General features: G+C 71.9%; 16 protein-coding genes. 7 read left to right on the forward strand and 9 right to left on the reverse strand.

The genetic code is table 11. The features are described from left to right. The first annotated feature begins 5 nt into the window (after positions 1 to 5). Genes ACXJKF_RS06315 through ypfJ form a run of 3 tightly spaced genes read left to right on the forward strand, consistent with a single transcriptional unit; the run spans position 6 to position 2,261 of the window. Positions 6 to 719, forward strand: coding sequence for an energy-coupling factor ABC transporter ATP-binding protein (locus tag ACXJKF_RS06315; protein ID WP_456786885.1), 714 nt, complete (start codon positions 6 to 8; stop codon positions 717 to 719). Continuing rightward, positions 716 to 1,348 (forward strand): energy-coupling factor transporter transmembrane component T family protein, encoded by a 633-nt coding sequence (locus ACXJKF_RS06320; RefSeq protein ID WP_456786886.1) that lies wholly within the window; start codon positions 716 to 718, stop codon positions 1,346 to 1,348. Before ACXJKF_RS06315 ends, ACXJKF_RS06320 begins: the two co-directional genes overlap by 4 nt. 43 nt (positions 1,349 to 1,391) lie before the next feature. Then, the gene (gene ypfJ / locus ACXJKF_RS06325) at positions 1,392 to 2,261 is read left to right on the forward strand and encodes a KPN_02809 family neutral zinc metallopeptidase (RefSeq protein WP_456786887.1); all 870 of its coding nucleotides are present in this window, start codon (positions 1,392 to 1,394) and stop codon (positions 2,259 to 2,261) included. Between the two features lie 10 nt (positions 2,262 to 2,271). Here the strand turns inward: ypfJ and ACXJKF_RS06330 are convergent, their stop codons facing one another. The 9 genes from ACXJKF_RS06330 to ACXJKF_RS06370 all read right to left on the reverse strand — a co-directional run bounded on the left by ACXJKF_RS06330 (position 2,272) and on the right by ACXJKF_RS06370 (position 10,154). Then, positions 2,272 to 3,189, reverse strand: coding sequence for a hypothetical protein (locus tag ACXJKF_RS06330; protein ID WP_456786888.1), 918 nt, complete (start codon positions 3,187 to 3,189; stop codon positions 2,272 to 2,274). Between the two features lie 191 nt (positions 3,190 to 3,380). Next, positions 3,381 to 3,710, reverse strand: coding sequence for a metal-sulfur cluster assembly factor (locus tag ACXJKF_RS06335; RefSeq protein WP_056594466.1), 330 nt, complete (start codon positions 3,708 to 3,710; stop codon positions 3,381 to 3,383). Further along, positions 3,707 to 4,198, reverse strand: a complete 492-nt coding sequence (gene sufU, locus ACXJKF_RS06340) for a Fe-S cluster assembly sulfur transfer protein SufU (RefSeq protein WP_456786889.1) — start codon at positions 4,196 to 4,198, stop codon at positions 3,707 to 3,709. The genes ACXJKF_RS06335 and sufU overlap by 4 nt, the downstream gene beginning before the upstream one ends. After that, positions 4,195 to 5,505 (reverse strand): cysteine desulfurase, encoded by a 1,311-nt coding sequence (locus ACXJKF_RS06345; protein ID WP_456786890.1) that lies wholly within the window; start codon positions 5,503 to 5,505, stop codon positions 4,195 to 4,197. Before ACXJKF_RS06345 ends, sufU begins: the two co-directional genes overlap by 4 nt. Before the next feature lie 8 nt (positions 5,506 to 5,513). Then, positions 5,514 to 6,278 (reverse strand): Fe-S cluster assembly ATPase SufC, encoded by a 765-nt coding sequence (gene sufC / locus ACXJKF_RS06350; protein WP_456786891.1) that lies wholly within the window; start codon positions 6,276 to 6,278, stop codon positions 5,514 to 5,516. A gap of 33 nt (positions 6,279 to 6,311) precedes the next feature. Continuing rightward, entirely contained in the window at positions 6,312 to 6,644 is a 333-nt protein-coding gene (locus tag ACXJKF_RS06355; protein WP_056093842.1) for a non-heme iron oxygenase ferredoxin subunit, read from the reverse strand. Then, positions 6,641 to 7,954 (reverse strand): Fe-S cluster assembly protein SufD, encoded by a 1,314-nt coding sequence (sufD, locus tag ACXJKF_RS06360; RefSeq protein WP_456786892.1) that lies wholly within the window; start codon positions 7,952 to 7,954, stop codon positions 6,641 to 6,643. Before sufD ends, ACXJKF_RS06355 begins: the two co-directional genes overlap by 4 nt. Beyond that, positions 7,954 to 9,405: a Fe-S cluster assembly protein SufB gene (gene sufB, locus ACXJKF_RS06365; protein ID WP_456786893.1), complete on the reverse strand. Its 1,452-nt coding sequence runs from the start codon at positions 9,403 to 9,405 to the stop codon at positions 7,954 to 7,956. Before sufB ends, sufD begins: the two co-directional genes overlap by 1 nt. Then, complete coding sequence (locus ACXJKF_RS06370; RefSeq protein WP_456786894.1) at positions 9,402 to 10,154, reverse strand: helix-turn-helix transcriptional regulator; 753 nt, start codon at positions 10,152 to 10,154, stop codon at positions 9,402 to 9,404. Before ACXJKF_RS06370 ends, sufB begins: the two co-directional genes overlap by 4 nt. A 193-nt stretch (positions 10,155 to 10,347) precedes the next feature. On the opposite strand from ACXJKF_RS06370, the gene ACXJKF_RS06375 reads away from it, so the two are divergent. From ACXJKF_RS06375 to ACXJKF_RS06390, 4 genes are read left to right on the forward strand one after another with little or no spacing between them, the layout of a single operon-like run. After that, positions 10,348 to 11,262, forward strand: coding sequence for an ABC transporter ATP-binding protein (locus ACXJKF_RS06375; protein ID WP_456786895.1), 915 nt, complete (start codon positions 10,348 to 10,350; stop codon positions 11,260 to 11,262). After that, on the forward strand, positions 11,259 to 12,008 hold the full coding sequence (locus ACXJKF_RS06380; protein WP_456786896.1) for an ABC transporter permease: 750 nt from the start codon (positions 11,259 to 11,261) through the stop codon (positions 12,006 to 12,008). Before ACXJKF_RS06375 ends, ACXJKF_RS06380 begins: the two co-directional genes overlap by 4 nt. Before the next feature lie 16 nt (positions 12,009 to 12,024). After that, positions 12,025 to 12,564, forward strand: a complete 540-nt coding sequence (locus tag ACXJKF_RS06385; RefSeq protein ID WP_456786897.1) for a hypothetical protein — start codon at positions 12,025 to 12,027, stop codon at positions 12,562 to 12,564. A 57-nt stretch (positions 12,565 to 12,621) separates the two neighbouring features. Continuing rightward, positions 12,622 to 13,551 carry a COX15/CtaA family protein gene (locus ACXJKF_RS06390; RefSeq protein ID WP_456786898.1) on the forward strand — a complete coding sequence of 310 codons (930 nt, stop codon included), beginning with the start codon at positions 12,622 to 12,624 and terminating at the stop codon, positions 13,549 to 13,551. Positions 13,552 to 13,568: the final 17 nt, after the last annotated feature.

Here is a 13,568-nt window from a genome sequence, read left to right on the forward strand (position 1 = left end):
CCTCGATGATCGCGCTCGACGACGTCCTCGTCACCGCCTACAGCCCTGACCCGGCCGGCGGCGCGGACCGCGTCGTCCGGCTGCTCGGGCCGGTGACCCTCGAGCTCGTCGAGCACCGGGTCGCGATCGTCGGCGCCAACGGGTCGGGCAAGTCCACGCTCGCCCGGCTCATCAACGGCCTCGTCCTGCCGTCGTCCGGCACCGTCCGCGTGGACGGACTGGACACCGCGCGGGACGGGGCCGCGGTGCGCCGCACGGTCGGGTTCATGTTCACCGACCCCGACGCCCAGCTGGTCATGCCGACTCCGGTCGAGGACGTCGCCCTGTCCCTGCGCCGCCTGCCGATGACGCCGGCGGAGCGGGACGTCGCCGCACGGGCGGCGCTCGCCCGCTTCGGGCTGGCCGACCGCGCGGAGGTCCCCGTGCACGCCCTGTCCGGGGGGCAGCGGCAGCTGCTCGCGCTGGCGTCGGTGCTCGCGACCGAGCCGGCGATCCTCGTGTGCGACGAGCCCACGACGCTCCTCGACCTGCGGTGGCGTGGTGTGGTCGACGCGCTCCTGGCCGACCTGGAGCAGCAGGTCGTCGTGGTCACCCACGACCTCGACGCCGCCGTGCGGGCCGACCGGGTGCTGGTCGTCGACGACGGTGCGGTGGTCTTCGACGGCGATCCCGGGGACGCCGTCGCCCACTACCGCGCACTCATGCAGGTTGGCGCGTGAGCGGGCCGATCCGGCCGCCGTGGGCAGGCCCCCTCGGGCTGTACCACCCCGGCACGACCGTCATCCACCGCGCACCGGCAGGCCTCAAGCTCGCATTCCTGGCGGGGTTCGCCATCGCGGTCGTCGCGGTGCGCGGTCCCGCCTCCGCCCTCGTGTTCCTCGGCGTCGCCCTGCTGGCCCAGCTGGTCGCCCGCATCCCGTGGCACCGCACGACGCGCGGCCTGGTCCCCGCCCTGGTCACCGCCGCACTGATCGGTACCTACCAGTGGTGGGCGCGCGGCTGGGCGACCGCCGTCGAGGTCGCCGTCGACCTCGTCGCCCTCGTCCTGCTCGCCGCCGTCGTCACGGCCACGACGCGCGCCGACACCCTGCTCGACGCCCTCGCTCGCCTGGCCCGGCCGCTGCGGCACATCGGCCTGTCCCCCGACACGTTCGCCCTGGCGGTCGGCCTGTTCCTGCGCACCATCCCGGTCCTGGCGCGCATGTCGCTGGAGACCCGCGACGCCGCCCGCGCCAGGGGTCTGGACCGCGAGCCGCGCGCGATCCTCGTGCCGGCCGCCGTGCGGATGGTCGCGCACGCCCGTGCCACCGGCGACGCCCTCGCGGCCCGGGGACTGGGCGAAAACTGACGCTCGGCGCGCGCGCACGCCCTCGCGCCGCTACGGTTCCCCGGTGACATTCCAGGAGGGTGGCAGCTTCGGTGGCGGTCGCGTCCGCAAGGGCGGCGGCGGCGGCAAGGTGGCGGTCGGCGGCGGTGCGGTCGGGCTCCTCGTCCTCGCCATCTACCTGTTCACCGGCGTCGACCTCTCCGGGAGCACCGGTGCGGTCCAGGACCCCGCGGGCCAGACGGGCGAGACCGTCGGCGTGTGCTCCGCGGAGCAGGCGAACACCGACCGCAACTGCCTCTACAGCGGAACCCTCGACTCGCTCGACACGGTCTGGAGCGCAACCCTCGCGGCCGCCGGCGGCCAGTTCAGCCAGCCGGACGCCGTGACGTTCACCGACGCCGTGGCCACCGGCTGCGGCAACGCGTCCAGCTCGACGGGGCCGTTCTACTGCCCGCCCGACGCCACGATCTACGTCGACGTCTCGTTCTTCGACCAGCTCGCCCAGCTCGGCGCCGAGGACGGCCCCCTGGCCGAGCAGTACGTCATCGCCCACGAGTACGGGCACCACATCCAGAACATCACCGGCGTCATGGACGAGGCGAACCGGCAGGGCACCGGCGCGGACTCCGACTCCGTCCGCGTCGAGCTGCAGGCGGACTGCTACGCCGGCATGTGGGCCGGCCAGGCCGCGTCCACCGTCGACCCCGACACCGGCGTCGCCTACCTCGCGCCGATCACCCAGCAGCAGCTCCAGAACGCGCTCGCCGCAGCGGCCGCCGTCGGCGACGACAACATCCAGGAGCAGTCCGGCGGCGGGGTGAACCCCGACTCGTGGACCCACGGCTCCAGCGAGCAGCGGGAGCGCTGGTTCACCACCGGCTACGAGCAGGGCACTCTCGAGGCCTGCGACACGTTCGCCACCGACCAGCTCTGACGACCAGCTGCTAGACGCGTCCCCCGGTCCCCAGCGGCCACACGTAGTACGCGATGCCCTCGTACGACCAGTTCCGGTCGACAGCCTTCAGGTGATCGGCCTCGGCCTGGTTCGCCGTGTAGAAGTGCTTGCCGAACGCCGACGACCAGAAGCGGTAGAGCGGGACCGAACCCTGCTTCGGCGAGTCCGGAGCACAGTAGGCGATGCCCTCGTAGGTCCAGTTGGGGTCGGACGTCACGAGGTGCTGCTTCTCCTCGAAGCTCTGCGTGTAGAAGTGCGACTGGACCACCGGGGAGTAGAACCGGTAGACGGGCGGGCCGACGGTGCACCAGCCGTCCGCGGACACCGCCACCGTGGAGAACGCCTGACCCTCGTAGACCCAGCTCGGGTCGGTGGCACGGATGTGCGCCACCTCGTCGGTGTTCGTCGTGTAGATGTGGGCGTTCCCGTGGACGGGGCTCCAGAACCGGTACACGTCCACGAGCCGGATGGGCGGAGCCGTGACAGTGAGCGTGCGGCACCCGCCGGAGACGGTGGAGCCCTCCGACCTGCGGCTCACACAGACGTCCCACTCCTGCGGCCACCCGTCGTACTCGTAGTCGCGCCTCTCCCCCGGGATCGTCAGCGTGTAGGACCACGGCCCTGCGCCGGTGGAGGTGACCTTCGACGCGATCGCCCCCTCGGCAGCCGAGATGAGGTAGATGTCGGTCGGCTGGAGGTCCTCACCCGTCAGGTCACTCCACCCGTCGCTGGAGAGGACGACCTTCTTGCCGGCCTGGACCGTCGGCGCCGAGAGGGTGAAGACCGGGGGCGTGTCAGCGGCCTGCACCTCGTCGGCGGCCTGCGTGGCGGACGCACCTGTCAGGGCGATCGACGACGCAAGGACGACGGCTGCGACAGCCGAGGCGGAGCGGGCGGTGAGCTTCACGTGATTCCCATCATGGGTCGCGGGGTCCGCGCGGGATGCGGCGAGTCGAGGTGCCGCCCCACGACCAGGTGCCTCGGTCACACGGTGGCGCGCGCTCGAACGCTACAACGGCGGATGCCCGCGCATGGCCGAAACAGACAGCCGAAAGGCCCCGGTCAGTGTCCTGACCGGGGCCTTCGGATGAGGCTGACTCAGATGTTGAAGCCGAGCGCCCGCATCTGCTCGCGACCGTCGGGCGTGATCTTCTCCGGGCCCCACGGCGGCATCCACACCCAGTTGATGCGGAAGCCGTCGACGATGCCGTCGAGGGCGGACGCCGACTGGTCCTCGATGACGTCGGTCAGCGGGCAGGCCGCGGACGTCAGCGTCATGTCGATGACCGCGGTGTTCGTCTGGTCGATGACGACGCCGTAGATCAGGCCGAGGTCGACGACGTTGATGCCGAGCTCGGGGTCGATGACGTCGCGGAGGGCCTCCTCGACGTCGGCCACCGTGGTCGGTGTGGGGGTGTCGGTGCTCATGAGCTCTCCCGTGCGCCGGTCTTGATGAGTGCGTCGGTCAGCGCCGCCCAGCCGAGCAGGGCGCACTTGATCCGTGCGGGGTACTTGGCGACGCCCGTGAAGGCGGTCGCGTCGCCGAGGGTCTCCTCGGCGTCGTCGTCGAGGCCCGCGCCGCGCGTCTGCATGAGCGCGCGGAACGTGCCGCCGATCTGGTCCACCGTGGCGAGGTCGTTGCCGACCACCAGGTCGTGCAGCACGGAGACGGAGGCCTGCGAGATGCTGCAGCCCTGCCCGTCCCAGCGCACGTCACGAATGATCACGCCGTGCTCGCCTGTGCTGTCGATGTCCACCTGCAGGGTCACCTCGTCGCCGCAGGTGGGGTTCACCTGGTGCGACTCGCCTGTGTGCAGGTGCAGGTCCCCCGCCGCGCCCAGTCCCTTGCCGTGCGGGAACTTCGCGTGGTCGAGGATGACCTGCTGGTACAGCTGCTCCATCGATCCCGTGCTCATGACACCTCCAGACCGAAGAACGCCCGGACCCCCGTCAGTGCTTCCCGGAAGACCTCGATCTCCTCGTCGGTCGTGTAGACCGCCGCGCTCGCGCGCGAGGTCGACGCTACGCCGAACCGGCGGTGCAGGGGCTGCGCGCAGTGGTGGCCCACCCGCACGGCCACCCCGGCGTCGTCGAGCACCTGGCCCACGTCGTGCGCGTGCACGCCGTCGACGACGAACGAGACGGTCGCCAGGCGGTCGCGCGTGTCGGTCGGGCCGATCACCCGCACGCCGGGCACCGACGCGACCGCGTCCAGCAGCAGCCGGGCCAGGTGCGCCTCGTGCGCGGCGACCGCGCCCATGCCGAGCTCCTGCAGGTACGACGCGGCGGCGCCCATCCCGACGGCCTGCGACACCATCTGCGTGCCGGCCTCGAACCGCTGCGGCGGCGGCGCGTACGTCGTCGACTCCATGGTGACGACCTCGACCATCGACCCACCGGTGGTCACCGGCGGCATGGCCTCGAGCAGCTCACGCCGCCCGTACAGCGCACCGACGCCCGTGGGGCCGAGCATCTTGTGCCCCGAGAACGCCGCGAAGTCGACGCCCAGGGCCGTGAGGTCCACCGGCAGGTGCGGGACCGACTGGCAGGCGTCCAGCACCGTCAGAGCGCCTACCGCGCGGGCCCGCTCGACGAACGCCTCGACCGGCGTGATCGCCCCGGTGACGTTCGACGCGTGCGTGAACGCCAGCACCTTCGTGCGCTCGGTCACGACCGTGTCGAGCTCGTCGACGCGGATGCGCCCGTCGTCGTCCACCCCGAGCCACCGCAAGGTGGCGCCGGTGCGGATCGCGAGCTCCTGCCACGGCACGAGGTTCGCGTGGTGCTCCGCCTCGGTGACGACGATCTCGTCGCCGGGCGCGAGCGCGAACCGCCGTGCGGCCGCTCCCCCGCGTCCCAGCGAGGCGTTCGACATCGCGTACGCGACGAGGTTGATCCCGGCCGTCGCGTTCGACGTCCACACCAGCGACCCCGGCGACACCCCGACGAACGACGCGACCCGGTCCCGGGCGTCCTCGAACGCCTCGGTGGCCTCCTCGGCGAGCTGGTGGGCTCCCCGGTGCACCGCGGCGTTCCGCTGCGCGTAGAAGTCCTGCTCGGCGTCGAGGACGACCTCGGGCTTCTGCGAGGTGGCCCCCGAGTCGAGGTACACCAGCGGCCGCCCGCCGCGCAGGGTCCGCGACAGCAGCGGGAAGTCCGCGCGCACGGCCGCGAGCTCGGTCGCGTCGAGCGTCCGGGCTGCGTCGTCGAGGGTGCTGGTCACTGTCGTCCTCAGAGGATGGTGGCGCTCGTCAGGAAGCGGTCGTAGCCCTCGTTCTCGAGGCGCTCGGCCAGCTCGGGCCCGCCCTCCTCGGCGACCTTGCCGTCGACGAACACGTGCACGTAGTCCGGCGTGATGTAGCGCAGGATCCGCGTGTAGTGCGTGATGAGCAGCACGCCCACGTCGCCGCCGGCCTTGACGCGGTTCACACCCTCGGACACGACGCGCAGGGCGTCGACGTCCAGGCCGGAGTCGGTCTCGTCGAGGATGGCGAAGCGCGGCTTGAGGAGCTCCATCTGGAGGATCTCGTGGCGCTTCTTCTCACCACCCGAGAAGCCCTCGTTGACCGAGCGCTCGGCGAACGTCGGGTCCATGCGCAGGTTGTCCATGGCGGTGCGGACGTCCTTGACCCACGAACGCAGCGGCGGCGCGGAGCCGTCGATCGCCGTCTTGGCGGTGCGCAGGAAGTTCGACACGCTGACGCCGGGGACCTCGACCGGGTACTGCATGGCGAGGAACAGGCCGGCGCGGGCGCGCTCGTCGACCGACAGGGCGAGGACGTCCTCACCGTCGAGCGTCACGGTGCCGGACGTGATCTGGTACTTCGGGTGGCCGGCCAGCGAGTACGCCAGCGTCGACTTGCCGGAGCCGTTCGGGCCCATGATGGCGTGGGTCTCGCCGCTGGCGACGGTCAGGTCGACGCCACGCAGGATGGGCTTGGCGCCCTCCTTCGTCTCGACGCTGACGTGCAGGTCGCGGATCTCCAGGGTGGACATGCTGTTCCTTCCAGGGCAGTTCAGAGAGTCAGTTCAGAGCGGGGCGTCGACGTCGACCAGCACGCGCTGGCCGTCGACGGTCACGGGGTAGACGGGGACGGGCTGCACGGCGGGCGGCCCGGTGGGCTTGCCGGTGCGCAGGTCGAACCGCGAGCCGTGGAGCCAGCACTCGATCGTGCAGTCCTCCACCTCGCCGTCCGACAGCGAGACGGCACCGTGCGAGCAGATGTCGCTGATGGCGTGCAGCTCACCGGCGGAGTCGCGCACCAGCGCGACCTCGACCGTGCCGTGCTCGGCCTCCAGCTCGACGCGGAGCGTGCCCTCGACGGGCACGTCCTCGTCGTAGCAGGCCAGCTGGGCGCTCATGCACGCTCCGTCGTGAGAGACACCTCGGAACCCTCGACGTGAGCGGTGCCCGCCGTGTCCTCGGACAGCGAGTCGAGCACGCTCATCGACTTCTCGAGCTCGCGCTCGATGGCCCCGATGAGGCGCTCCTCGATGTCGGGGACGCCGATCTCGTGGATGAGCTCCGCGAAGAAGCCGCGCACCACGAGCCGACGCGCGTCGGACTCCGGGATGCCCCGGGCGCGCAGGTAGAAGAGCTGCTCGTCGTCGAACCGGCCGGTCGCGCTGGCGTGGCCGGCACCCTCGATGAGACCGGTCTCGATCTCGAGGTTCGGCACCGAGTCGGCGCGCGCGCCGTCGGACAGCACCAGGTTGCGGTTGAGCTCGTACGTGTCGGTGCCCTCGGCAGCCGCGCGGATGAGCACGTCACCGACCCACACCGTGTGCGCGCCCTCGCCCTGGAGGGCGCCCTTGTACGTGACCCGCGAGATGCAGTTGGGCACCGCGTGGTCGACGAAGAGGCGCTGCTCCTGGTGCTGGCCCGCGTCGGCGAAGTACAGGCCGAGCATCTTCACGCTGGCGCCCTCGCCGACGAACTCGGCGTCGGGCGTGATCCGCACGACGTCGCCGCCGAGCGTCACCGCGATGTGCTTGACGGTGGCGTCGCGGCCGATCCGCAGCCGGTGCGAGGACGCGTGGACCGAGCCGTCGGCCCAGTCGTGCACCGTGACGACGGTCAGGTGCGCACCCTCGTCGGCGACGATCTCGACCGTCTCGGTGAGCGCGGCGTGACCGACGTGGTCGATGACGACCACGGCCTGCGAGAGCGGCTCGGCGTGGATCAGCAGGTGGGTCGCGCTCGGCTCCAGCGACGCCTCGTGCGTGCCGGCGCCCTCGACGCCCTCGATGCGGATCGACGTCACCTCGGAGGCGACGGCCTCCTTCGGGACCGTGACGATCGTGGCGCGCGGGAACGAGGCCCACGCGACGGCGGCGGCCCGGTCACCGGGCTCGCCGGCCTTGCCGAGCCGCACGTCGTCGCGGTCCACGATCTCGACCTGCACCTCGGGCGCCTCGACGACCGTCGTCAGCACGCCGTGGCCGTTCAGCACGCCGTCGGTGTCCGCGGCGAAGAGCGGCGCGAGCCGGGCGACCGGTGCGAAGCGCCACTCCTCCTCGCGGCCGTTCGGGACCGGGAAGTCGGCGACGTCGAACGACGTGGGACGCGATGCGCGGGACGCCTCGGGCAGCGGCCCGACCCCGTGCGAGTGGCTCCCGTCGGCGGTTGCCTTGGTGTGGTCCGTCGACAAGGAGTCTGTGGTGGTCGTCATCAGCCGACGGCCCCTTCCATCTGCAGCTCGATGAGGCGGTTCAGCTCGAGGGCGTACTCCATGGGCAGCTCACGCGCGATGGGCTCGACGAACCCGCGCACGATCATCGCCATGGCCTCGGTCTCGGCCATGCCTCGGGACATCAGGTAGAACAGCTGGTCCTCGCTCACGCGCGACACGGTCGCCTCGTGGCCCATCGACACGTCGTCCTCGCGGACGTCCACGTACGGGTAGGTGTCGGAGCGGGAGATCTGGTCGACCAGGAGTGCGTCGCACAGCACGTTCGACGCGGAGTGGTGGGCGCCCTCGAGCACCTGCACCAGACCGCGGTAGGACGTGCGGCCACCGCCGCGCGCGACCGACTTGGAGACGATCGAGCTGGAGGTGTGCGGCGCGGCGTGCACCATCTTGGCGCCGGCGTCCTGGTGCTGGCCCGCACCGGCGAACGCGATGGACAGCGTCTCGCCGCGCGCGTGCTCACCGAGCAGGTAGATGGCCGGGTACTTCATGGTCACCTTGGAGCCGATGTTGCCGTCGACCCACTCCATCGTCGCGCCCTCGGCCGCGGTCGCCCGCTTGGTGACGAGGTTGTAGACGTTGTTCGACCAGTTCTGGATGGTCGTGTACCGCACGCGGGCGTTCTTCTTGACGATGATCTCGACGACCGCGGAGTGCAGCGAGTCGCTGGAGTACACCGGCGCGGTGCAGCCCTCGACGTAGTGCACGTACGAGCCCTCGTCGGCGATGATCAGCGTCCGCTCGAACTGGCCCATGTTCTCGGTGTTGATCCGGAAGTAGGCCTGCAGCGGGATCTCGACGTGCACGCCCGGCGGGACGTAGACGAACGAGCCGCCCGACCAGACGGCCGTGTTGAGCGACGCGAACTTGTTGTCCCCGGGCGGGATGACCGAGCCGAAGTACTGCTCGAAGATCTCCGGGTGCTCGCGCAGCGCGGTGTCCGTGTCGAGGAAGATGACGCCCTGCTCCTCGAGCGACTCCTGGATCTGGTGGTAGACCACCTCGGACTCGTACTGCGCGGCGACGCCGGCGACAAGACGCTGCTTCTCGGCCTCCGGGATGCCGAGGCGGTCGTACGTGCTCTTGATGTCCTCGGGCAGGTCCTCCCAGCTGGTGGCCTGCTTCTCCGTGGACCGCACGAAGTACTTGATGTTGTCGAAGTCGATGCCCGACAGGTCCGAGCCCCACCAGGGCATGGGCTTCTTGTCGAACAGGCGCAACGACTTCAGGCGCGTCTTGAGCATCCACTCGGGCTCGTTCTTGAGCGCGGAGATCTCCCGGACCTTGGCCTCGGACAGGCCGCGGGTCGCAACGGACCCGGCGGTGTCGGCGTCGTGCCAGCCGTAGTTGTAGTTCCCGATGGAGGCGATGGCCTCGTCCTGGGTCATCTGCGGCGCTGCTGCGGCCGCAGTGCTGTCGGTCTGTGCACTCATGCTGATTGTCCTTCCACGGAGAGCACGGGGTGGGCAGGGGCGTGGGGGGTCGAGCTGGTCGTCAGAGGGATGCTCGTGGTGCAGACGTGGCCGCCACCGGCCAGCGTCGCGAGGCGCTGCACGTGCACGCCGAGGAGCCGCGAGAACGCACGCGCCTCGGCCTCGCACAGTGCCGGGAACTCGTGCGCGACGTCCTGGACCGGGCAGTGGCCCTGGCACAGCTGCATGGCCATGCCGCCGGGGACCGGCCGCGCGGAGGCGGCGTACCCGTCGGCGGTGAGCCCGTCGGCCAGCACGCGGACGCGCTCGGCGACGTCGTCCCCGGCGGCGGCGACGGCCTGGGCGTGCCGCTCCTCCAGGTCGCGGACGCGCTGCTCCGCGAAGCCCTGCACGGCCTGCGGTCCGGCGGTCTCCGCGAGGAAGCGCAGCGCCTGGCTGGCCAGCTCGGAGTAGCGGTGGGAGAGCGCGGCCTGGCCGCGGCTGCTCACGACGTACCGCCGGGCGGGCCGTCCGCGGCCCTTCGGACCACTCGTCCCGTCGTGCACGGTGATCTGGTCCGTGGCCTCGAGGACCCCGAGGTGCCGACGGATCCCGGCAGGTGCGAGGTCGAGCTGCGCGGCGAGCTCGGCGGCGGACACCGGGCCGGCGGTCGCGACGATCTGCAGCACGCGCTGGCGGGTCCCGGCGTCGGAGTCCGGCGTGGTGGTGTCCGCGAGGGTGCGGTCGATCGCGGGCAGCGTCGCGTTCATGCACACCTCCGTCGGGTCTCGGCCGGGTCGTCCACCACGTGTCAACGGCCGCGCACGGGAGCGCACAGAACAGGGCCGCGATATTGGCAACATCCTTGTTGTCAATATCCATCCCCGCAAGCAAGGTGACCCTTCGCCGACGTCGCGTCCCTCACACCGGAAGACGACTGCGGGCGCCCTAGACTTCCCTCTCGTGCCCGACTCCCCCGCGCTCGAGATCTCCGGGCTCGTCAAGCGCTACGGCGGCCGCGCCGTCGTCGACGGGCTCGACCTGGTCGCCCAGCACGGCCAGGTGACCGCGGTCCTCGGCCCGAACGGCGCCGGCAAGACGACGACCGTCGAGTGCTGCGAGGGCCTGCGGGAACCCGACGGCGGCAGCGTGCGCGTGCTGGGCCTCGACCCGCTGACGCAGGCTCGCGACCTGCGCCCCCGCGTGGGCGTGATGCTCCAGGACGGCGGGCTCCCGACGGGCGTCAAGGCGCACGAGATGCTCGCGCACGTCGCCCGGATGTACGCCGACCCGCGGGACCTGGGCGAGCTGACCGAGCGGCTCGGGCTCGGGTCGTTCGCCCGGACCACCGTCCGGCGGCTCTCCGGCGGACAGCGACAGCGGCTCGCGCTCGCGGCGGCGATCGTCGGCCGGCCCGAGGTCGTGTTCCTCGACGAGCCGAGTGCCGGGATGGACCCGCAGACCCGGCACGCGGTCTGGGACCTGGTGCGCGAGCTCCGCGACGAGGGCGTCGCGGTGGTGCTCACGACGCACCTCATGGACGAGGCCGAGGACCTCGCCGACCAGGTCGTCGTCGTCGACCACGGCCGTGTCATCGCGCAGGGCTCCGTCGGGTCGCTCGTGTCCTCGGCCGAGGACCGGACGCTCCGGCTCGAGACGGCGCCCGGGCTCGACCTGCGCGCCGCGCTCGGTGCGGACTTCCTCGTGACCGAGCCGCGCGACGGGTCCTACACCGTCACCGGCGCCGTCGACCCCGCCGCGGTCGCCGCGGTCACCGCCTGGCTCGCCGCGCAGGGCGCGCTGGCCACGCGGTTGACCGTCGGACGACGCACCCTCGAGGACGTCTTCCTCGACCTGACCGGACGGAACCTGCGATGAACGCGCCCGCGAGCACCCGCCAGCGGGTCGTCGCACAGACCACGTTCGAGGCACGCGCCATCCTGCGCAACGGCGAGCAGCTGCTCGTGACGATCATCGTGCCGGTGCTCGTCCTCGTCGGGCTGACGAAGGCCACCGGGATCGACCTCGACACCGGCGGCGCCAGCCGGATCGACTTCCTCACGCCCGGTGTCCTGGCCCTGGCCGTGATGACGACCTCCTTCACGTCGCAGGCGATCGCCTCGTCGTTCGACCGCCGCAACGGTGTCCTGCGGCTGCTCTCCACCACCCCGCTCGGTCGCGGCGGGCTGCTCGCGGGCAAGGTGCTCGGCGTGCTGGTCGTGGAGCTCGTCCAGGTCGTCGTCATCGGCCTGACCGCACTGCTGCTCGGGTGGCGCCCCGACCCGGCCGGGATCCCGCTGGCCCTGGTCGCGGTCGTCCTGGGCACCGCCGCGTTCACCTCGCTCGCGCTGCTCGTCGCCGGGACCCTGCGCGCGGAGGCGGTGCTCGCCGTCGCGAACCTGCTGCTGCTCGTCCTGGCGGTCGCGGGCGGCGTCGTCATCCCGGCGAGCCAGCTGCCCGGGCCGATGGCCCATATCGCCCTGCTGCTGCCCTCCGGAGCGCTGGGCGAGGCGATGCGCGAGACGTTGCTGCACGGCGTCCTGCCCCCCTGGTCGGTCGTCGTCCTCGTCGGCTGGACCGCCGCGCTCGGGTGGGGCGCGAGCCGCCTGTTCCGCTGGCACTGACCGCTACCGTGAGCCGATGGACGCTGCGCAGGACGCCTCGTTCCAGGCGGCGCTGGCCGCCGAGTACGCCGCGCTCGTACGCACCGTCGCCGAGTTCGACGGACGCCTGCTGACCGTCAAGAGCTGGTCGGTGACCCTGAGCCTGGCGGGCATCGGTCTCGGGTTCCAGCAGGAGCACTACGCGCTGTTCGCGCTCGCCGCCGCGACGGGTGCGGCGTTCTGGCTGATCGAGGCGATGACCAAGCGTCACCAGGTGCGGTACTACCCCCGGATGCGCCAGATCGAGGCGTGGTCCGCCGTCGGGAGGGACCTCCGGCTCGGTGACCTGCCGGTCTCCGCGCCGCGCATCGACGCCGCGTGGACGGCGGCCGGACGGACCGATCCCGCGGCCGCGCTCGCCGAGCCGCCGCGGGAGATGACCAGCGAGGAGATCCGCCGGATGCGCCGGCACGTCGCGTGGCTCCCCCACGTGTTCGTGCCGAGCGCGTTCGCCGTGGTCCTCGGGCTCGCCCTGACCGCGCTCGCGGCGACGGGGACGCTCGACCTCCCGCTGTGACGAGCCTCGCGCGCCGGGCGGTCGGGCGCCGACGGACCGGACCGTAGGCTGGTCGCTGTGAGCTCGTCCCCCGCCCTCGAGACCGGCCCGTCGACCCTGGACCGGTTCCGCGACCGGTGGACCTGGACCGCCGTGGTCGCCAACCTCGTCGGCCAGATCCTCATCATCGTGACGGGCGGCGCCGTGCGGCTCACGGGCTCCGGCCTGGGCTGCTCGACGTGGCCGCAGTGCGAGCCGGGCGAGTTCACCCCGCGGTTCCACGACGCGACGTCGATCCACCCGTTCATCGAGTTCGGCAACCGCACGGTCAGCGGCCTGCTCGTGGCCGTCGCCACGGTCGTCGCGGTGCTGGTGGTCCTCGACCGTCGCCGCCCCTGGTCGTACCGCCGGCTCGGCCTGGTCCCCGTGGTGGGGGTGCTGATCCAGGCGGTCATCGGCGGGATCACCGTGCTCGTCGACCTGCACCCGGCGATCGTCGGCGGCCACCTGCTCATCTCGATGGCGCTCGTCGCGTTCTCCACGTGGCTGGTCGTGCGCACGAGGGAGGGCGACGGCCCGGCCGTGCCGCTGGTCGACCGGACGACCCGGCTCCTGGTGCGCGTGCTCAGCGTCCTGGCGGCCGTGGTGCTCGTGCTCGGGGTCGTCGTCACGGGCGCCGGACCCCACTCGGGCGACGAGGAGGTCGGCTACCGGTTCGCCGTCGACCCGTGGGCCATGTCGAAGGTGCACGCCGCCTCCGTCTGGGCGTTCGTCGCCGTGCTCGTCGTCGTGCTGGTCCTCCTGCACCGCCGCGGGGTCACCGGTCGTCCGGAGGCGATGGGCTACACGCTGCTCGCCGTCACGCTCGCCCAGGGCGCCATCGGCTACGTCCAGCTGTTCAGCGGCCTGCCGATCGGCCTGGTCAACCTGCACATGCTCGGCGCTGCGGTGCTCGCCTCCGCGGTCACGTTCTTCGTCGGGAGCCTGCGCACCCGCGACAGCGTGTAGCGACTTCTCTGGGTATG

This window comes from Cellulomonas sp. P5_C5, assembly GCF_054049655.1.